A 19,501-nucleotide genomic window follows, 5' to 3' on the forward strand; every position below is an offset into this window, starting at 1 on the left:
AAATGAAAATTGTCATTCAACGTGTAAAACAAGCTCAGGTGTCGATCGAGAACCAAGTACACAACAAGATTTCGTCTGGCTTGCTTCTCTTGGTAGGAGTCGGGCCTGATGATGGTCCAGATGACTTGGACTATGCTGTTCGTAAAATCGTCAATATGCGGATTTTTTCCGATGATGAGGGCAAGATGAACCTGTCTGTTAAAGACATTGAAGGGGAGATTCTTTCTATTTCTCAGTTCACTCTACATGCGGATACTAAGAAGGGAAATCGGCCGGCTTTCGTCAAGGCGGCGCCACCCGAATTAGCCAGTCGTCTCTATGACGAATTTAATCAGCTACTGGCGCAAGAAGTACCAACCAAAACGGGTATTTTTGGAGCAGATATGCAGGTAGAGCTAATCAATGATGGCCCAGTGACTATTATTCTGGATACGAAGAATCGCTGAGAATAAATATGAAAAGGAGTTTGAACACTAGTGTTCAAACTCCTAATTTTTTTTGCTTCTGTAGCAATGAATGTATAATTTCCGACAACATTACTAAAAACCATCAATCATTTCTTGAGGAATGACTTCTTTGATGGTCGTCACTAGCTGATTGATAAGTTTCATTGCTTCAGCGGGCTCAGTGTAGAGTTTTTCAAAATAGGTCTGTATATTTTCTTCAAAATGCTGAGGTAATAGCGGGCAGTTGGTTTTTGCATACTCCAGCATTCTCTTTTCTCCAGGATGCGTCTGTTCGTTTAGGGCAAAGAGCAAGTCAAAATAGGAAGCAAAAAATTCACTGCTACGGTGATTGATGCTGAGCAGGTCCTGACGCTTGAGCGCTTTTTCAATTTGTTTGGAGAAAGCTGGCATGGCTTGATCGAGTAAGAGGAGCTGCTTCTTAATAATATTCTTTTTCAGCTCAGCTGGATAAGGTCGTCTGTACTTGTTCTGAAGTGTCTCATAGTGACCATTTCGGTCGTAGATGATTTTGCTGTGGAGCAGATTGTGCCACATACAGGTAGTATAGGCATTCTGAGCTTGGTGGTCTAGGACTACAGTCTGCAGGTCTTTATCGAAACTGTCCAGTGTACGGTAAATGAGCTCAATTTCGATGTCGCTCTTCAGCACACAGTCATCCTCGAGTTCCCAAAACTGATTGCCGATTTCCATGTAGGAACAGTACTTGCTGAGAATGTCATGTCGAGTCGTGGGAGCGATGGAATCTGTCAAGTAGATATAAACATCATAGTCTGAGTCTTTGTCAAAATACTGTCCAGCACGAGATCCACCGAGAACGATAGCTTCCACTTGGTCTAGCTGGGCGAATTCTTTAAAAAGTTCTTGTGGCATGATTTTTCCTCACTGATTTTTGACATCATTTTAGCAAAATGTAAGTGGAAAGGCAAGAAAATGCAAGCAGTAAAAATCTTTGGTTTTATACCTTTAAAATCTCTTTTTTCTTTAGAAACAATTTAGAATTACTTAATAAATAATTGAAGTTTGTTTTATATAATGATGGTAAAGAAATGAGAGAAAGGAGTTTTTAATAATGGTAAGTCTTATTCAACAAATGACAAATGCTCTGATTCAAATTGTTTTGTTTATGTTGCTTCCTTTTATTTGGTGGTTTGTGACAGCTAGAAGAAAAAGTTCATTTTTAGATTGGATAGGCTTTAAGCCACTAAAAGATACCGGCAACCATAAGATGTGGCTCTGGATATTTATTGGTTTGCTAAGCTTCACTATCTTTTCATATTTAGTACTGTATACTATTGTAAAAGATCTTAAAACTGCAACTTCAAGTTTTTCTGGCCTCGGCTTCCAAGCCTTGCCAGCTGTTCTGATTTATAGTCTTTTTCAAACTTCCCTGCCAGAAGAGCTACTATTCAGAGGTTTTCTTTTAAAAAGATTTTCTGTTCGCTTGCCTTTTGGAGTAGCCAATACCATACAAGCTGCTCTTTTTGGGCTCCTTCATGGTCTTATGTTTATAACAGAGGTTTCTTGGTTGCAAACCCTAGTCATTATTTTGTGTACTGGTAGCATTGCAGCTTATCTAGGTTTTGTCAATGAAAAGAAATCAGGCGGTTCTATTTTAGCCAGCTGGATCATGCATGCCTTAGCCAATGTGGTTACAGGTATGCTATCGGCTTTCTTGTTAATTTAATTGGCTAAGAATTTCACCACAAATCAAAAGTTCCGATTTATTTCATGAATCGGAACTTCATTATTTTAAGAAAAGCGAGTGCAGGCTTTTGAGGGAAAAGTCAATTAAGTATAGTTGTTTCTAGTTATTTGTAGGACGGTCGACCTTCATTTGCTCAAAAACATAAAGGAAGAAGTCCTTCGAAACTTCGAAATGTCCGTATCTTAGCTGGGAGGCGTATTGACGCCACTGAGGATGCTGGCGGATTTGCTCAATGGGGCAGTCTTTGACCGGCTGGTAGTAGCTAACATCTCGCCGAAATGGGAAGAAATCTTCGAACATCTCTACTTGGTAGGCAGTATCATCTAGGATCTTACCAACTGCTGTAAAGGCCTGCAGCTTTTCTTGATCATTCATCTGATATTTAGGACTGTAGTAGAGAAGATAGTCCCCTTTTTTCATTCGGTTTAGTGGTGCTTTTTTTCCATGGCAGACTTGACAAAAACCACCTTCTACCCCTCTTAGTACATGTTCTTTTGATACGACGCCAATCCAAAATCTAGTCATTTTCGGCCTCCAGTTTGATTAAGAGCTGATTCAGTATTTCCGTTTTGTTTTTTAATTTCCCAAAGAATGCCTGATCAATACCTTCAACTAGAGGAAGGGCTTGATTGACTTTTTGTAGCCCCTGTTCTGTCAGAAGTATGATGTTGGCACGACTGTCCTTGGGATGGACTTCCCGCATTATCAAACCTTTCTTGACCAAGAGACGGATGATTTGGGATACGGTCATGACATCCATGTCAGAAAAGCGGGCGATATCGGTTTGACTCACCCATTCTTGCTGACGCAGGAGCGCTGCAAGAGTAGTCAAAAGGACAAACTGAGGATGGGTCAGATCAATTGTTTTCAGTTGGCTTTTAATCAGCCCATGCCACTTGTGGTAGGCGCGGATAAAGAGCAGACCGGTCGACTGTTGGGAATCATTTTTATAAATTGAATTAAAATCAAGTTGCTTCATTTTTATACCACTTCCAAAATAGTAAGTATACTTATTATATATCTTTTCTATTATCTTGTCAAAAAAAGCCCTTTGAATTTCAAAGAACTTTTAAATCTTTTCTACATAAATCTGTTGGGCAATAGGTTGGGCTAGTTGGATTTCTTGCTCATCCACTTCAAGAGAATAGAGGTGGCTAAAGTCATCGTAGCCTAGAAAACGAATAGTTTTGCCTACTTGAAGGCCATTTCTTTCCAGGTAGGTCAAGAGATCGAAGTTGTCATGGACACGGGCCAGTATATAATCGCCTTTTTCTTTAGCCTTTTCTAAAGTAAGTTTATGTTTTTCAACTAGGAGTTCTCCCTTAGCTGGAATGGTTCCTCCATGAGGGCAAGCTTTGGGATAATCCAGCAACTGATCCAGTCTTTCAACAAAATGGTCAGAAACAGTATGTTCTAAAACCTCAGCCTCCTCATGGATTTCCTCTGTCGTATAGCCCAGATGGTGGACTAGAAAAACTTCAATTAGCCGGTGTTTACGATAGAGGTCTGAAACTAATTTTAGCCCCAAATCGGTTAAGAGGTAACCAGCTTTTTTGTCCTTAATGAGTAGTTCTTCAGCTAGTAGCTTCTTCATCATCTCTGTTACAGCTGGCGGAGAGACTTGCATGAGCTGGGCGATTTCTTTATTAGTGATTTTATTATGTCTAGTTCCAAGTTCATAGAGACATTTCAGATAATCTTCTTTATTAGGTGTCATGTTGTACCTCGAGTTTTCTTATTATTAGTATAGCAAAAAATAGGCCAAGAATACAGTCAAGTGGTTCTTAGGCAAAAAAGGATCAACTTTAGAAAAAATTCTGCTATCCTATAGAAAGGCAGTCTTCTAGTTTGACGGAAGAAATAAAAAATGCATATAATAGATAAAAAAGACGGGAAGGAACTTGCCAGTGGCAAATAAAGTAGAGAATCAAAAAAAGTGGCTGGAAGAGCTGGGCTGGTCACATGAGGCAGTGGAAGAGATCTGCCGAAACATTGGGACAGTAAATGTTCAAGTGCCTTGGCAAGAAGCTCAACTTTTTGGCAGTGAGCTCTTTAAAGAGTTATGGAAGTTAGATAGTCGTCAGGCTTCCCCTCTCAAAGCTCAGAAATTACTGGTGCTTGCCCTAGCCTGTGTGGAAATGCCCAAAGAGTTAGAAGGGGGACAGGATGAAGTTGTTTCGCTTCTAGAGAAGTTCAGTCCGGATTTGGCACCTCACGACAGTTTTTGGCGAACTTTTGCTAAAACGGTACAGACGGCCTTTCCAGCTGATGATTTCAGTCAAACTGATGGCAATCAGGAATTGAAAAGCCAGGTCCATCAATTTCGCTATCTGATTTCCAGTCAACAAGCCCAGTGGGTCCGAGAGCATTTTAGAGCAGAGGGGATGACAGATGCAGAAGCCTTAGCCAGCTATTTTAAGTCTCAGCCAAGTATGCCTTATAGTTTCAATGAGTCCTCTCGTTTGCATAATAAAGCTTATATAGATAAGCTTTCAAGCCAGGTGTTTTATCCAGATGGTCAAAGAAGCCAAGTTAATATCAAAATTTTACTTGATTTCCATACAGAATTCATTTTAGATCAGCAAGGTCGCTTACTCAATATTATGGATCCAGAAGGGACTAGCCAAAATGGTCTTGTTAATGGTGCTAGCTTTAACTATGGTGACCGCAATCGTCCAGGGAATCGGGCTTCCCATACTCGCTATGATGTTAAAACACCAGCCGTTTGGGACCCTCTTTTTCGCAGAAGAGCGATGGCTAATGGAGGCAAAAAATTTAAGGCACCACAAAATAATCGTGGATCAATGGGGTATCTCTCAGCTAAAAGTGTCTATGTTCCAGGGAAAGAAAGTATTCAAAAGGAAGTCAAAAAGGAACTTGCCCGTTTTAAAAGCCTCTTAAATCGACCAGCCTTCTTTGTCCGTTGTTGGGCTTGGCTACGCCAGTTTTGGAAAAATATTTTCAGGTCATAAAAACCAAACGTTAGAAAAGTTTATAGAGGTATAAAGAAGAGCTATTTTCAAAAGAAAATTCTTTGGTTAATCACTAACGATAGGGCTTCTTAAATCAACTTACTCTAGGGACAGGAAATCCTTTTTAAAATAAGCATACCAAAGCTTGGTGAACTTCCTTACTTGCGAAACTTTCTATTTTTGTTTATAGTAGTTCTATAAGCTTTCTTGGAGGCGTTTGCATGAACAAAAAACTTTTGAGCTTGAAACTATTGGGAAGCCCCAGTGTTTTTCTTGATCAGGAGGAAGTATTCTTCCCTTTTGCTAAAATAAATGCCTTGATTTACTATCTTCATATCAATGGAGCGGTTAATCGAGAAGAAATTGCAGGAATCCTCTGGGAAAATAAGGACAATCAGTCTGCTAAAAAAAATCTACGTAATACCATCTACCAGGCCAATAAACTCTTAGGTGGGGATTGGATTATTGCGCCCAACAGGACAGTTTTGTCTCTTAATCCAAACTTCAAAATTGAAAGTGATGTGGAGACTTTTATAGCTAAACCAGCAGAGCATTTGTCTCTCTATCAAGGAGATTTTTTGCAGGGGTTCTATCTTAAGGATAGCGAAGCTTTTGATTACTGGGTTTCCAAAATGCGGACCCAGTATGAGCAACTTTATGTCCAAGCTTGCTACCATCAGCTTGAAAAAGAAAAGGATCAGCTAAATCTAGAAGAAGCCGAGCAAAATCTGCGTCGTTTGATTAGCTTGGACGAGTTTGATGAAAAGAATTATCATTTGCTCATGAAGTTCTACCGGGATAATGATCGACCAGGGAAGGTTATTGAGACTTACTATAAACTAGTGAATCTCTTGGACAAAGAACTGGGAATTAGTCCCAATGAGTCTATTCAACAACTTTATCATGAAGTTCTTGCTAAAGATCGGAGTGAAAGAAAAACCAAGCAATTTCTTCGGAATACGGACCATTTCTTTGGTCGAGTGAGTGAAATTCAGCGCTTAGAGTCTTATTTTTCTAAGATTTTAGGAGAACAGGAGTCGCGTGCTCTAGTTTTAGTGGGGGGCACTGGCATAGGGAAGCGGACAGTGACTCGTCAGGTGCTAGCCAATCAGACCAAGTACTTTCAAATTGTTATGGCTGAGTGTTTCAAGGAAGAAATGAAGTCGGAGCTTCAGCCTTGGCGTGGTCTACTGGATGGTTTGGGTGATTTGGTCATTCAGCACAAGATTCTTACAATTAGTCAGTGGCAAGTCATTTTGGAAAGCTATTTTCCAATCTTAACAGGAGGAATTTCTGGAGCTGAGCTAGATGCAGACAAATTAGCCCAGTTTGTAGTCGATATTCTGCAGAAAATTTCTAAGAAAAAAGCTCTGGTAATTTTAATTGAGGATTGTCACTGGATGGATGCAGCTAGTACTGCGGTCTTGGAACAGGTCATGAACCATATGTATGATTACCCAGTAGCCTTTGTGCTGACCAAACATCTCAGTACTCCTTCTTATTTGGAGCATTTTTTCAATCATTTGCTGGTTCGTGATAAGATTGATTTTATTGAGCTGCAGCCCCTCAATTTTCAAGATAGTGTAGCTTATCTACAAGCTCAAAAGGGCATAGAAGCTCTTTCTGAGGAAAAAGTCAAAGACATTTATCGAGTTAGCCAAGGGATTCCATTCTTCCTGTCAGAATATGCTGAGCAACTCTTGAGAGGAGAAAAGTTTCAGCCATTGACACCAGCTATCAAGGCTAAGCTATCTTTAAAATTGGATCATCTAAGTAGTGGGGAAGAGGAGCTACTGGACTATTTAGCTTGCTTCAGAGAACCTGCGTCACTTTCCTTTTTGACCAAGTTACTTGCTTTGCCTGTGGAAGACTTGGTTGAAATTATTGAGGCTTTGAGACAAAAGCGACTCTTAATTGAGGTGGAAGAGGAGGACAAGCTGGTAGTGAATTTTAGCCAGGAGCTCCTACAAATCTATGCTTATGAGCGTCTGTCAATAGCCAAGCGCCGGATGTTGCATCATCAGATTGCCCAGAGCATGGAAGAATGTTTGGGAGACCCCCTTTATCATTCCCAGTTGCTCAATGAAATTGCCTATCATTATAAGATGTCTAAGCAACCGATCAAGTCTTTGGAATACGAGTTGCATTATTTGGAAGCTACTTTACAGTTTCATCATGAACTCTTTCCAATTTACTCACGTGAGTTTGGTTTTATTGAAAAGACAGAGGATAACAACCAGACTGCTGTTCTGGAGCAATTTGATCGAATTCGTCAGGAAATAAAGGACTTAGAAAGCAAACATCAAAATCATAAGGATTTTCAATTGCTGGTACTTCGTTTCCTCTATCTGGAAGGGCGCTATGCTATTCGGACAGGAAATTACCAGCAGGGGATGGACAATATCCAGCAGGTGATTGCTTCGGCCAAGGAACTGCAGCAGATGGAGTTCCTTCTGGAAGGTTATCGGCAGATGATCTATTACTGTATTCAGACGGAGAATATTCCTGAAATGCGTTATTATACGGAGAGGGCTCTGGATGCTTCAGTCCAGGCCAATAACCACGAAGCCATTGCCGTCAATCTTCGTCTGAAGGGGCTATATCATCTCATGATCGGAGATGAAGAACAGTCGCTTCACCATCTCTATCAGTCTATTGATTGTTTCAGCCTAACAGACTCGCTTCGCTCCAAATATTCGATTCAGATTGCAGCAGCTTTAGATTATCTGGCAGAGATTGAGCAGATTCGTGGGAATTTTACAACAGCCTTGGCCCACCAGAAAGAAGCAATTGATCTAACAGAAAACAAAATAGCAGAGCCATCAATATTTGCCTTCTATATTGGATTAGGCATGACCTATTATCAGCTGAGAGATTATCAACAGGCAGAGGCGATTCTCTTGAAGGCTAAAAAAGCTATGGAATCTCTTAGTTTTCCTTGGAAGGAGACTCAGTTGGAAGTCTATCTAGGATTGATTAGTTGTGAAAAAGGAGACTATCAGCCAGTCTTGGATCTGCTGAGAAAGAAAGAAGAATTGATTAGCCGATATGGCAACCCGCGAGACAAGGGCTTAATTTACTACCTGATGGCAGTGATTAAGTATCAACTTCAGGTAGGAGATTTGAAAGAAAGTAGTTTTGAAGAGCTACTGACTCGGGATTTTGATTATTACTATGATACGGCTAAAAGCCATCTTAATTTCTATCGGGACCGCCATCAGTTAAAAGAACTGGAAAACTTGCACTTGAGACTGTCTCAATAATCAAATGCAAAATAAAAGGGGATGAAAATGAATTTCATCCTCTCTTTTTATTCTGACAAAAAGATTAATCATGTATTTGGGCCCAGACCTGGGTCAGATAAAAGATAAAGCTGGCAGCTAGGTTGGCTGTATGGTTGTCAATATCGTGGGGTGGAGAAACCTCTACCACGTCAAAACCAATTAGTTTTCCTGAAGCTGCGATATGCTGGAAGACCAGAACGGCTAAATTTGGATCTACGCCCAGCGACTGAATAGCACTGACACCAGGAGCGGCACCAGCAGCAAAGCAGTCAATGTCAATGGTCAAATAGACTTGTTCCTTGTCTGCAAGAAAGGCATCAACAACCTTACAGACTTCCTTGTGGCCCATTTGATAGATATCCAGTCCAGTTAAGAACTGGATGGCTTTAGACTTGGCTACAAAATCAAAGAGAAAGAGGTTATTATTGTGTTCTTGGATACCTAAAATGAGATAGTTAAAGACTTGTTTCTGAGCCAAAGTTTCATCAAACATCTGGCGGAAGCCAGTACCGGAATTGGGACCAGTCTGGTCATAGGGACGAAGATCAAAATGGGCATCCATGTTGATGACGGCTAATTCTTGCTCGGGTTTTAGTGAAGACTTGAGTCCGAGATAGTTTCCATAGGCTGTTTCGTGTCCACCTCCCAGTACGATGGGGCGAAGATTGAGCTCCCGCAGGCGCTTGACAGCTTTCGCTAGACTGCTTTGGAGTTGTTCCAGAGACCGATTGGGACCATCGATATCACCGACATCAAAGACACGGACGTTTCGACCTAGATGCCAAGGCAGTTTGGCCAACTGAGTACGGATAGATTGTGGTCCTTCAACTGCCCCAACCCGACCGTGGTTGATATAGACTCCTTTGTCGCTCTTGAAACCAATTAAGGCAAAGTTGACTCCCTCAAAAGGTTTTAAGTTTGGGTCATTTAAATTCAAGAATTCGATAACCATACCCCATTTGGCAGCGTATAAATTATCCTCGACCCCCCGTTGATAATAGCTGTTATCTAATTGATAATAATCTTCTAACATAATCTTTTCCTTTTCCATAACGATATTGCGATTTTATTATAAGAGTTTCCGCTAAGCCTGTCAATGACTTTCTGCGGGGAAAGAAGCTTAGTGGAGAGGGAATTGTTTACAAGAAAGCCACTATAATGGCGAGAATCAATGCAGTCCATGTAGCGTAGCGTATCTTAGAGTTGGACCGGTAGCCCTCTCTAACCTTTGGCCTTTTCGAAAAGAGATAAGCAATATAGGCTGCAATTGAAAGAAAATAAGCATATGGTGTCCATCCAGAGCTAAGGATTCGGCCATTTTCAACCGTTGGTACAAGTAGAATTAAAGCTGTAAGCATGCACCAAACAGGTAAAAGGGTGCTCTCTTTGCTATTGCAAATATGGAGCATCAGTTGTGCTAAAAAGCCGACTGAATAAAGGATAAAAACAGCGATACATATATAAAAAAATACAATGAGAAAGCTATCGTCCTGTTTAACAATAGGCTTGCCTATTAGGAGATTTAAAAAAGTAAATAAAATGGTTTTTAACATATGCCAAATGAGGTAGGCCATTGCTGGTAAAATGATTAAGACAAGTGGATGTAGAATTGCAAAATAGTCTACTTTAGAGGCTTTTTTCATTGTTACTTTTCTCCTTAATCAAACTCTTTCTAGCTTCTAAGATTTGCCCTTGAGATTTTCATTTTATTTGACCTTGCTTAATGGCACTAGCGACTTTATTATAAGAGTTTCCACTATGGCTGTCAATGACTTTTAGCTGAAAAAAGAAAGCCCAGCTGAACAAGCACGGGCTTCTTTGATTCGCTTTTCTTACTCAAAAAAATCCAAATTTGATAAGGTGAGCCACTGCTGATAGAACCGAAGTTCATCAAAAGAGCTTAAGACCTTCAAAAGTTAATTTCAAAGAGTATCAGATTTAGAATTGAATGCATAGATCCACAGCTTTTTCGACTGCTGCTAGGAATTCATCGCTTTCAATCAGCTCAGAGGCCTTGTTGAGCTCTTCATAGATTTCGATGTCCTTATCAAATTCGATAAAGCGGACATGTTGACGGAAGAGGTCGTAGGCTGGTTTGGTTCCTTTACCCAGTTCATGGTTTTCTGGTTTCAGATCCAGAGCTTGGCAGGCTGCCATGATTTCTGTTGCCACAATACGGCGGGAATTCTTGAGAATCTCAGCTGCCTTGCGTGCTGCAGTAGTTCCCATGCTGACAAAGTCTTCTTGGTTTTCACAAGATGGGATAGAGTCTACGCTGGCTGGATGAGCCAGAACCTTGTTTTCAGATGCAAGCGAAGCACAAGCATATTGGGTAATCATAAAGCCAGAGTTGAGTCCTGGGTGTTTGACCAAGAAGGATGGTAGCTTGCTCAGTTGGCTGTTAACTAGACGTTCTACACGGCGCTCGGATACATTTCCGATTTCAGAAATAGCGATACCGAGGAAGTCGAATGGCTGAGCCATTGGTTCACCGTGGAAGTTACCGCCTGAGATAACATGGCCTTCTTTGGTGATGATAGGGTTGTCTGTAACGGAGTTGATTTCAATCTCAACTTTGGTTTTGACATAAGCGATAGAGTCCTTGCTAGCGCCATGAATCTGCGGGATACAACGCAGTGTGTATGGGTCTTGGACCCGTTGTTGAGTAGCTACGGTCGTATTGCCACTGCCCTCTAGAAGGTTGCGGATATTCCGGGCTGTAGCTAGCTGACCGCTCTGAGGTCGAATGGTATGTAAGTCTTCTTCAAATGGACTAGTAATACCATTGTGAACTTCCATAGAAAGAGCGCCGGCGACATCTGATAATTTAAGCAATTGGATGGCATCATAGGTAGCCAGAGCTCCGATACCTGTTAGGACAGTCGTACCGTTAATCAGCGCCAACCCTTCCTTGGCAGCTAGAGCAATTTTTTCAATCCCAGCCTTGTCCAAAGCTTCTTGGCCAGAGAGCAATTGGCCTTGATAGTATGCGTGGCCCAGTCCTAGCATAGGAAGAACCATGTGAGCCAATGGAGCTAAGTCACCAGAAGCGCCCAAAGAGCCTTTTTCTGGAATGAATGGAACGACGCCTTTATTGAGCAGTTCCAGAAGCTTTTCGACAGTGGACAGGCGAATACCAGAGTAGCCTTTTACCAGAGAATTAATCCGGATTAACATGATAGCACGGACTGCATCTTCTGGTAGGGGATCACCAAAGCCTGAAGCGTGGGTACGGATCAGATTTTCCTGTAGTTGAGTCGTATCTTCTGGTGAGATACTAACGTTGCAGAGAGATCCAAATCCAGTTGTAACACCATAGACCACCCGTTTTTCCCGGACGATGTCGTCCACGATTTTACGGGAAGCTTCTACAGCTTTCTTAGCTTCTTGGTCGATTTCGCAGGTAGCTCCATGACGGGCTACTGCGATCACATCTTCTAAAGTAAGGTGTTCGCCATCCAAATTTATTACATGTGTCATACGATTTATTCTCCTTTTATTCAAGAACTTTATTTTCACAAATCAGTACAATATAGATATAGTATACTGCACTTGCGATAAGGACACCTATGAGACCATAGATATAGTTCATTGGGTTTTCACCCCAAATCATGACAAGGCTGACTAAGACTGCTAGGATTGGGATTACTGGACCAAATGGAACGCGGAAGACTACTTTTTTATCAGGATATTTCTTTCTCAATACCAATACGGCTAGAGCAGTCGGGATGTATTGGAAGAAACGGAAAACTACGCTGAGAGCTGCTAGTACTTCAAAAGTTCCTGTAAAGAGCAATGCGATAGCTAAAACACCTGAGATGATGATGGCAAAAATAGGTGCGTTTTTAGAATTTGTTTCAGCGATTTTTTTAGGTAACATACCTTCATTGGCGATAGCTGCCCCAAAACGCGGTACCATGATAGATTCACCGATGTTGAGTCCGGCAATAGAAATAAGGGCTCCGATAGAAACGATCCATGCCCCAGCAGGGCCAATCATTTCAACAAAAGCGTCTTGTACAGAAGCATCTGTTTGTAGGATACGGCTACCTAGCATAGCAATGGTTCCTGCGATAATCAGCATATAGAGAACAGAAACAATACTGATAGATCCTAGAATGGCACGAGGGACATTCTTTTCTGGATCGCGCATTTCACCAGCAACGATAGACATAGTTTCAAAGCCGATAAAACCATAGAAGATATAAATAGCTGTACTTGAGATAGCCTTCATGATATCTGCGCCAGGTTCTAGCTGAAGGAAGGGAGTAAAGTTTCCTTTGTCAATTCCACCTTTGATGAAGAAGATGGCACATGCTGCAAATGCAATGATTGGAATCAACTTAGCTACGGTTGCAGCTAGTGTGAAAAACTTAGAGGTCTTTAAACCAGCAATATTCATCAAGCTGAGCAAGACAATTAAAGTGATACTAAGGACTAGTTCATAAGGGGTAAAAGCTGGGAAGGTAATGACAAAGAGTCTTGCAAATCCTGCAGCCATAGCGGACCAAGCGATGATGGTAACCGCCCAACCCAGAAAGCCTACGTTAAATCCGACAAAGTTACCAAATGCTTCCTTGGCATATTGGAAGGCTCCACCATTTTTATTGAAATAACCTGCAGTTTCTGCCAAGCAGACTGCTAGCAGAATAACAAGGAGAGCAGTCCCTAGCATGACAGCCAGAGAAGCAGGGCCAAGTCCTTTGTAAATTTTTTGAGGTAGAAGGAAGATACCAGAGCCGATAACGGCATTAATACCATAAAGAGTTGCACCGGCAAAGCTGAATTTCGCTTTTTCCTGCTCTTGTGTGTTGAGTTTGTTTGCATCCATAATAATGTTTCTCCTTTAGAGATATGAGGATCCCTTCCAAGTAAAGATAGGGTGGTGGCAGACCAATCTTGGAGCATCACTGTATCTTTACTTAGCGGGGATGTGGTTTAAACCAGCCCAAATGGCAAGAGGAGAGCCTTTAGATTGGTTACATGAAAACATTATATGCAACTCAGTTTCCTGAGTCTCTTTTTCCACTATCAGAAAATTTCCTTCCTCTATATCAAGTGGTGGAAAGTTATCTCCAATCACTGTTAGATTTGTCAAAGCATAGATAAATTGAATCTCTTCGTCTCGTATGAGAACTTGCTTATTGGAGACGGCAATCATCTGTCCCTGATAGTGGTCGCTGTAGATTAAGTTAAAGTCGGTACAAGTCCCGCGACTTGTGATAGAATCACTCCCTTCGAAGAAATAGGGGGTAAAGGGAGCTAGAACCGTTTCCTCTTGCCGACTATCATTGAGAAGGCGCAGAGGATGGTCTAGGCTCATAAGAATACGGTGAAAGCCACTCAAGTCAGAAAACTCACTTTCAGCTGCTTCCACAGTTGCTGTTGAGAGTCGATAGTCAAATTCCCGCCGGCCATAGTGGCCAGTTGGAGGGAAAAGATAAAGTTGTTTTGTCTTTCCTCCCGACCAATCGGAAACTTGAAAATCGTTTGATTTTAGAAGGGTTACATTTGTCATTTTTGATATTTATTAGAACAAACCACTGATATTGCCGTCTTTGTCAACATCAATCTTTTCGCTGGCTGGCGCTTTAGGTAGTCCTGGCATGGTCATGATCGCACCAGTTAGAGCTACGATGAAGCCTGCACCAGCAGAAACTTTGAGCTGGCTGATAGTCACGATAAAGTCTTTAGGTGCGCCCAGTTTCTTAGCATCGTCTGAGAAGGAGTACTGCGTCTTGGCCATACAGATAGGATAGTTGGAGAAGCCCAGCTCTTCTAATTCTTTCAGTTCACGTTTAGCGGCAGGAGTCAGGCGAACTCCCTTGCCTCCATAGACCTTGGTAACGATCTTGTTTAACTTGGTTTCAATGGAGTCCTCTTCATTATATACAAATTGGAAGTGATTGTCTCCTTCGGCCAATTCAACAACTTTTTCAGCCAACTCTTTACCGCCGGCTCCGCCATTTGCCCAAACGTCGGAAATCACTACGTCAACGCCACGTTTTTGGCAGGCGTCATAAACTGCTTGCAATTCTGCTTCGGTATCCAGCGGGAATTTATTGATAGCAACGACTGCTGGCAATCCATAAACATCTTGAATGTTTTCCAGATGTTTTTCCAAGTTTGGCAGACCATCTACAACGGCTTGGACATTTTCTTCAGCTAGGTCGCTCTTAGCCACACCACCGTGCATCTTGAGAGCGCGGATAGTAGCAACCAGAACTACAGCCGATGGGCGAAGACCAGATGTACGACACTTGATATCGATGAATTTTTCAGCACCCAGGTCAGCACCGAAACCAGCTTCTGTGACAGCATAGTCGCCATATTTGAGAGCCAGCTTGGTAGCTAGGACACTGTTACAGCCGTGAGCAATGTTGGCGAAGGGTCCGCCGTGAATCAAGGCTGGTGTGTGTTCCAGAGTTTGAACCAGGTTTGGATGGATAGCGTCTTTGAGCACAGCAGCCATAGCGCCACCAGCTTTCAGATCCTTAGCAGTTATTGGCTTACCTTCAAAGCTGTAGCCAATGATGATTTTTTCCAAACGGTTCTTGAGGTCAGTGATATTTTCTGACAGACAGAGGATAGCCATAACCTCAGAAGCAACTGTGATGTCAAATCCATCCTCACGTGGAACACCATTGACCTTGCCTTGCAAGCCGTCCACGATGTGGCGTAGTTGCCGGTCATTCATATCCACTGCCCGCTTCCAAGTGATGCGGCGAGAGTCAATGCCTAAGGCATTGCCATGGTGGATGTGGTTGTCAATGAGGGCCGCCAGCAGGTTGTTGGCAACACCGATGGCATGGAAGTCACCAGTGAAGTGGAGGTTGATATCCTCCATAGGTACAACCTGAGCGTGCCCACCGCCAGCAGCTCCGCCCTTGATACCAAAGACAGGTCCGAGTGAAGGTTCCCGTAGAGCGATAACGGCTTTTTTACCGATTGCAGCCAAAGCATCGACCAATCCGACAGAAGTCGTGGTCTTACCTTCTCCGGCTGGTGTCGGAGAAATAGCTGTCACGAGAATCAGTTTACCGTCTGGCTTGTCTTTTAAGGCTTCTAGTTGGCCGGCACTGATTTTTGCCTTGTAATTTCCATAAAGAGACAAGGCATCCTCAGCAATTCCTAGCTTTTCTGCCACCTCTTTGATGGGCTTCATTTGAACCGAATTAGCAATTTCAATATCTGATAAAACCATATTGTTACCTCTTGAGAAAAGGAAGTCCATTCATGGAAAAGAGCGGACTTCTCTTCCGTTTATTTATTAGACAACTTTCAAAATTTCTTGATAAATTTCATCGGCTAGAGCGCAGCCTTTTTGTAGGAGCTCTTCACCCTTGCTGCGGTAATCAGCGACAAATGCTTCATCCTTGACACCTGACAGGTTGATGAGGACATTGAGCCAAGCACCTTGCAGGCCAGCCTTTAGATTCAGGGCTGCCACGCCTAAGTCGCTAGCAGCATTGGTATTGGATTTGCCGACGGCCTTTTGAGTTGTTTGCAGGGCAGCCAAGATGTCTTCCATCATGCCATAAGGTGACTTGGTCGCTTCCTTGAGGGCTTGTTGCATAGCTTCCCGACGGGCAGCCTTATCTTCCTCTGTTTCCTTAGGCATATCAAAGACAGCGGAGACCAGATTAAAGGCTTCAGTGTCCTTGTCGATAGCTGCGAGCAAGCCTTCTTGCAGGCGAGCACTTTCTGCATGCACTTGAGCAATTTCTGCTTCAAATTCTGCGTATTTTTTCTTTCCAAGGGTTAATTCGCAAACCATCTTAGTCAGGGAAATACCGTTCGCTGCGGAAAGAGCAGCAGCAGAGCCACCTCCTGGTGCAGGAGCATCTGAGCCTAGGACCTGGGCAAATTCTGTCAAACTTAAATCTACTAATTTCATAGCTTTCTGTCCTCCTAGCCCAGCAAATGGTTTTCCAGAACTTGCTTGCCGTAGTCAAAGTCTTCGATTTGCAGATAGTATTCTGCTGCGTCAATCAAAGCCTTGGCTGGAGCCAAACCGATGACTTCTGAGCCGAGGATTCCAACTCCGTAGCGCTTAGCTTCAAAGCGAACAGTTTCAAAGACACGATAGAGTGGGAATTTTTCCAGATTGACCATGTTAATAGAAACCTGAGCAATGTTGCGGTCTTCCAGCATAACGCCGATCGCTTTACAGTACTTGTAACCACCGCTTGATCCACGGATGATTTTGGCAATGTTGTTGGCAATTTCTAGATTGTCTGTATCCAAGTTGATGTTGTAGGCGATGAGCGGCATTCTAGCACCAACAGCAGTGACACCAGCAGTTGGGTGAATCTTTCTTTCACCATAGTCAGGCGCCCAGTCAGCTTCCAAGAGTTTTTCAGGCATGCCTTCAAATTGTCCCTTACGAACCTTAGCCAAGTTCTTACGCTCAGGACGAGTCGCTGCATCTTCATAGAGGAAGATTGGAATACCGAGCTCACGGTTGATCCGCTCAGATACAGTCTTCGCAATTTCTACGCATTCCTCACTTGTGATGTCCTTGATAGGTACAAAAGGCAGGACATCAGTTGCGCCCATACGAGGGTGTTCCCCCTGGTGCTTGGTCAAGTCAATATTTTCAGAAGCGTATTTAACCAAACGGAAAGCAACTTCCTGAATGTTTTGATCATCACCGACCAAGGTAAAGACGCTGCGGTTGTGGCTGGCATCAGAAGAGTGGTCCAGAAGTGTTACACCTGGCACGCTCTTAGCTACTTCCACTAGACCGTCAATGACCGCTTGGTTGCGGCCTTCAGAAAAGTTAGGAATACATTCAACAATTTTTGCCATAAGATATTACCTCGTGTTATATGTTATTAAAATTTACAAAGTAGATAAAGTGGAACTTCCGTCTGAGCTAGGTGTGAGGCCTAGCTCAGTTTAGAAGTTGGGGGACAAGTTTTTCCTATTCGAACAATTTCTTAACAGATTCTTTGACCAAATCTTCGTCAGTTAAGTATGGAATAGTGATGTGGTCAGTTCCTTGGTGGAGACGGTTGTATTCGATAGCTGTCTCAATAGCATGCTCATTACGTGCCCAGTTACGACGAGCAACTCCTCCGATTGTATCCCAAGCGATAGCAGATTTGATGATTTCATCAATGCGTTCGCTGCCGTCTAGAACCAAGCCAAAACCACCGTTGATTGCTTTCCCGATACCAGTTCCGCCACCGTTGTGGAGAGCTACCAGACTCATACCACGAGCTGCATTACCAGCGTAACATTGCACGGCCATGTCGCAAGTAACATTAGAACCGTCCTTTATATTAGAAGTTTCACGGAATGGAGAGTCAGTACCAGATACGTCGTGGTGGTCACGGCCGATCATGACAGGACCAATCTTGCCTTCGCGTACTAATTCATTGAACTTGAGGGCGATATTGACGCGTCCCATACAGTCTTGGTAGAGAATCCGAGCCTGAGTTCCAACAACCAACTGGTTCTTCTCAGCATCACGGATCCAGTTATAGTTATCGCGGTCTTGGTAGCGACGGTTAGGGTCAATCACTTCCATAGCTGCATGGTCAGTAGCGACTAGATCTTCGTGTTTACCGCTCAGACATACCCAACGGAAAGGACCATAACCATAGTCAAAGAGCATTGGCCCCATGATATCTTCTACATAAGAAGGCCAGATGAAGCCGTCTTTGTCGTCAAAGCCATTCTTAGAAATTTCCTTGATGCCAGAGTCATAGACTGCCTTCATAAAGGCATTACCGTAGTCAAAGAAGTAGGTGCCGTTGTTAGTCAAGGTCTTGATTGCCTTGAAGTGACGTTCCAAGGTTTGGTCAACCAACTTAACAAAGGTTTCCTTGTCTTCAGCTAGGAGGCGAGTCCGTTCTTCAAAGCTGATACCAGCCGGACAGTAGCCGCCGTCATAGACATTGTGGCAAGAGGTTTGGTCAGATAGTAGATCGACATGGATATTGTTCTCGTTGACATATTCTAAGAGATCTACGATGTTACCATGATAGGCGATAGAAGTTGATTCACCAGCTTCTAGAGCTTTTTGAGCCAAGTCAATTGCTTCTTTCGGACTTTCAGCTAATTGGCTAATCCAGCCTTGGGAGTGGCGAGTTTCAATCCGAGATTGGTCTACTTCAGCTACGATTGCCACAGCTTTAGCAATTTCGGCCGCTTTCCCTTGAGCTCCACTCATGCCACCCAGACCAGAAGAGATAAAGAGTTTACCAGTTAGGTCACCGTCATCAGCTACACCCAGTTTCAAGCGCCCAGCATTGAGAAGGGTGTTGAAAGTACCATGGACGATACCTTGAGGACCGATGTACATCCAGCCACCGGCTGTCATTTGACCGTAGTTGGTGACACCCATTTCTTCGGCAATTTCCCAGTCTTTCATATTGTCGTATTCACCGACTAAGAGACCATTGGTGATGATGACACGCGGAGCTTCTGGTTTAGATTTGAAGAGGCCAACAGGGTGACCAGATTCTACAACCAAAGTTTGATGGTCGGTCATCACTTCCAGATATTTTTTAATCAAATTATACTGCATCCAGTTAGCGCAGACAGATCCAGTTTCCCCGTAAGTAACCAATTCATAAGGATAGAGGGCGATTTCAAAGCTCAGGTTGTTGTCAATCATGACCTGCATAGCCTTAGCTGCGGTACAGTTTCCTTTATACTCATCAATTGGTTTACCATAGATACGTTCTTTTGGACGCCAGCGATAGCCATAAATCCGTCCGCGAGTTTTTAATTCTTCTAAAAATTCTGGAATCACTTCTTCGTGGAATTTTTTTGGAATATAGCGAAGAGCATTTTTTAGAGCGATTTCTGTTTGTGCCTGAGTGAGACGGAAGCCCCGGTCAGGTGCACGACGGATGCCTTCTTGGAAAACCGTTTTTTCAGGTAATACATCGTCTAATTTGACGGTCATTGCTGCTGCAATTTCATTTTCACTAAAGTATGACATGAAGATTCCTCCTTATTAAGTCAAGTATAAAATATGTTTCGACCTTATTTTATAAGACCCCCGTCCATAAAAAGTCAAGAAAAAAACATAAAATAGAAAAAAGAATTTTTCCTATT

The 19,501-nt window shown here is 42.7% G+C and carries 17 protein-coding genes; 4 read left to right on the forward strand and 13 right to left on the reverse strand.

Annotated features, from left to right (window positions below; all coding sequences use genetic code 11):
- Positions 1-2: 2 nt before the first annotated feature.
- Entirely contained in the window at positions 3-446 is a 444-nt protein-coding gene (gene dtd / locus O3640_RS07675) for a D-aminoacyl-tRNA deacylase (protein WP_061601755.1), read from the forward strand.
- A gap of 93 nt (positions 447-539) precedes the next feature.
- On the opposite strand, the gene O3640_RS07680 is transcribed toward dtd, so the two are convergent.
- On the reverse strand, positions 540-1,337 hold the full coding sequence (locus tag O3640_RS07680) for a DUF4037 domain-containing protein (protein ID WP_371586822.1): 798 nt from the start codon (positions 1,335-1,337) through the stop codon (positions 540-542).
- A 199-nt stretch (positions 1,338-1,536) separates the two neighbouring features.
- Between O3640_RS07680 and O3640_RS07685 the strand changes: the two genes are divergently transcribed.
- The gene (locus O3640_RS07685) at positions 1,537-2,151 is read left to right on the forward strand and encodes a CPBP family intramembrane glutamic endopeptidase (protein WP_227221492.1); all 615 of its coding nucleotides are present in this window, start codon (positions 1,537-1,539) and stop codon (positions 2,149-2,151) included.
- A 120-nt stretch (positions 2,152-2,271) separates the two neighbouring features.
- On the opposite strand, the gene O3640_RS07690 is transcribed toward O3640_RS07685, so the two are convergent.
- The 3 genes from O3640_RS07690 to O3640_RS07700 form a co-directional block, all read right to left on the reverse strand.
- Positions 2,272-2,697, reverse strand: coding sequence for an EVE domain-containing protein (locus tag O3640_RS07690; protein ID WP_227221491.1), 426 nt, complete (start codon positions 2,695-2,697; stop codon positions 2,272-2,274).
- Entirely contained in the window at positions 2,690-3,151 is a 462-nt protein-coding gene (locus O3640_RS07695) for a MarR family winged helix-turn-helix transcriptional regulator (protein ID WP_227221490.1), read from the reverse strand. Before O3640_RS07695 ends, O3640_RS07690 begins: the two co-directional genes overlap by 8 nt.
- Before the next feature lie 90 nt (positions 3,152-3,241).
- Positions 3,242-3,889 (reverse strand): metal-dependent transcriptional regulator, encoded by a 648-nt coding sequence (locus O3640_RS07700; RefSeq protein WP_008809799.1) that lies wholly within the window; start codon positions 3,887-3,889, stop codon positions 3,242-3,244.
- 190 nt (positions 3,890-4,079) lie between these two features.
- On the opposite strand from O3640_RS07700, the gene O3640_RS07705 reads away from it, so the two are divergent.
- Together O3640_RS07705 and O3640_RS07710 are read left to right on the forward strand one after the other, a co-directional pair.
- Positions 4,080-5,144: a DUF3114 domain-containing protein gene (locus O3640_RS07705; protein ID WP_061600930.1), complete on the forward strand. Its 1,065-nt coding sequence runs from the start codon at positions 4,080-4,082 to the stop codon at positions 5,142-5,144.
- A 221-nt stretch (positions 5,145-5,365) separates the two neighbouring features.
- Positions 5,366-8,407, forward strand: a complete 3,042-nt coding sequence (locus O3640_RS07710; RefSeq protein ID WP_268709858.1) for an AAA family ATPase — start codon at positions 5,366-5,368, stop codon at positions 8,405-8,407.
- A gap of 64 nt (positions 8,408-8,471) precedes the next feature.
- On the opposite strand, the gene O3640_RS07715 is transcribed toward O3640_RS07710, so the two are convergent.
- The 9 genes from O3640_RS07715 to O3640_RS07755 form a co-directional block, all read right to left on the reverse strand.
- Complete coding sequence (locus O3640_RS07715; protein WP_020992718.1) at positions 8,472-9,461, reverse strand: formimidoylglutamase; 990 nt, start codon at positions 9,459-9,461, stop codon at positions 8,472-8,474.
- Between the two features lie 106 nt (positions 9,462-9,567).
- On the reverse strand, positions 9,568-10,071 hold the full coding sequence (locus tag O3640_RS07720; RefSeq protein ID WP_045504357.1) for a hypothetical protein: 504 nt from the start codon (positions 10,069-10,071) through the stop codon (positions 9,568-9,570).
- 295 nt (positions 10,072-10,366) lie between these two features.
- A complete protein-coding gene (hutH, locus tag O3640_RS07725) occupies positions 10,367-11,908 on the reverse strand; it encodes a histidine ammonia-lyase (RefSeq protein ID WP_061603366.1) in 1,542 nt (513 codons plus the stop codon).
- A gap of 16 nt (positions 11,909-11,924) precedes the next feature.
- Positions 11,925-13,259, reverse strand: a complete 1,335-nt coding sequence (locus O3640_RS07730) for an APC family permease (RefSeq protein ID WP_046164658.1) — start codon at positions 13,257-13,259, stop codon at positions 11,925-11,927.
- Between the two features lie 87 nt (positions 13,260-13,346).
- Positions 13,347-13,946, reverse strand: a complete 600-nt coding sequence (locus O3640_RS07735) for a HutD family protein (RefSeq protein ID WP_371586823.1) — start codon at positions 13,944-13,946, stop codon at positions 13,347-13,349.
- 12 nt (positions 13,947-13,958) lie between these two features.
- A complete protein-coding gene (locus tag O3640_RS07740) occupies positions 13,959-15,632 on the reverse strand; it encodes a formate--tetrahydrofolate ligase (RefSeq protein WP_371586824.1) in 1,674 nt (557 codons plus the stop codon).
- Positions 15,633-15,698: 66 nt separating this feature from the next.
- A complete protein-coding gene (locus tag O3640_RS07745) occupies positions 15,699-16,325 on the reverse strand; it encodes a cyclodeaminase/cyclohydrolase family protein (protein WP_221738312.1) in 627 nt (208 codons plus the stop codon).
- Positions 16,326-16,339: 14 nt separating this feature from the next.
- On the reverse strand, positions 16,340-17,239 hold the full coding sequence (gene ftcD / locus O3640_RS07750; RefSeq protein WP_012130840.1) for a glutamate formimidoyltransferase: 900 nt from the start codon (positions 17,237-17,239) through the stop codon (positions 16,340-16,342).
- A 115-nt stretch (positions 17,240-17,354) separates the two neighbouring features.
- Positions 17,355-19,385 (reverse strand): urocanate hydratase, encoded by a 2,031-nt coding sequence (locus tag O3640_RS07755; RefSeq protein ID WP_048775499.1) that lies wholly within the window; start codon positions 19,383-19,385, stop codon positions 17,355-17,357.
- Positions 19,386-19,501 lie beyond the last annotated feature (116 nt).

The organism is Streptococcus sp. 27098_8_75 (genome assembly GCF_041432475.1).
Taxonomy (GTDB): Bacteria; Bacillota; Bacilli; order Lactobacillales; family Streptococcaceae; genus Streptococcus; species Streptococcus gordonii.

Coding starts and splice junctions, on each gene's coding strand:
- dtd (WP_061601755.1), top strand. CDS start 3: ATGAAAATTGTCATTCAACGTGTAAAACAAGCTCAGGTGTCGATCGAG.
- O3640_RS07710 (WP_268709858.1), top strand. CDS start 5,366: ATGAACAAAAAACTTTTGAGCTTGAAACTATTGGGAAGCCCCAGTGTT.
- O3640_RS07680 (WP_371586822.1), bottom strand. CDS start 1,337: ATGCCACAAGAACTTTTTAAAGAATTCGCCCAGCTAGACCAAGTGGAA.
- hutH (WP_061603366.1), bottom strand. CDS start 11,908: ATGACACATGTAATAAATTTGGATGGCGAACACCTTACTTTAGAAGAT.
- O3640_RS07720 (WP_045504357.1), bottom strand. CDS start 10,071: ATGAAAAAAGCCTCTAAAGTAGACTATTTTGCAATTCTACATCCACTT.
- O3640_RS07695 (WP_227221490.1), bottom strand. CDS start 3,151: ATGAAGCAACTTGATTTTAATTCAATTTATAAAAATGATTCCCAACAG.
- O3640_RS07755 (WP_048775499.1), bottom strand. CDS start 19,385: ATGTCATACTTTAGTGAAAATGAAATTGCAGCAGCAATGACCGTCAAA.
- O3640_RS07715 (WP_020992718.1), bottom strand. CDS start 9,461: ATGTTAGAAGATTATTATCAATTAGATAACAGCTATTATCAACGGGGG.
- O3640_RS07690 (WP_227221491.1), bottom strand. CDS start 2,697: ATGACTAGATTTTGGATTGGCGTCGTATCAAAAGAACATGTACTAAGA.
- O3640_RS07740 (WP_371586824.1), bottom strand. CDS start 15,632: ATGGTTTTATCAGATATTGAAATTGCTAATTCGGTTCAAATGAAGCCC.
- O3640_RS07735 (WP_371586823.1), bottom strand. CDS start 13,946: ATGACAAATGTAACCCTTCTAAAATCAAACGATTTTCAAGTTTCCGAT.
- O3640_RS07685 (WP_227221492.1), top strand. CDS start 1,537: ATGGTAAGTCTTATTCAACAAATGACAAATGCTCTGATTCAAATTGTT.
- ftcD (WP_012130840.1), bottom strand. CDS start 17,239: ATGGCAAAAATTGTTGAATGTATTCCTAACTTTTCTGAAGGCCGCAAC.
- O3640_RS07745 (WP_221738312.1), bottom strand. CDS start 16,325: ATGAAATTAGTAGATTTAAGTTTGACAGAATTTGCCCAGGTCCTAGGC.
- O3640_RS07730 (WP_046164658.1), bottom strand. CDS start 13,259: ATGGATGCAAACAAACTCAACACACAAGAGCAGGAAAAAGCGAAATTC.
- O3640_RS07700 (WP_008809799.1), bottom strand. CDS start 3,889: ATGACACCTAATAAAGAAGATTATCTGAAATGTCTCTATGAACTTGGA.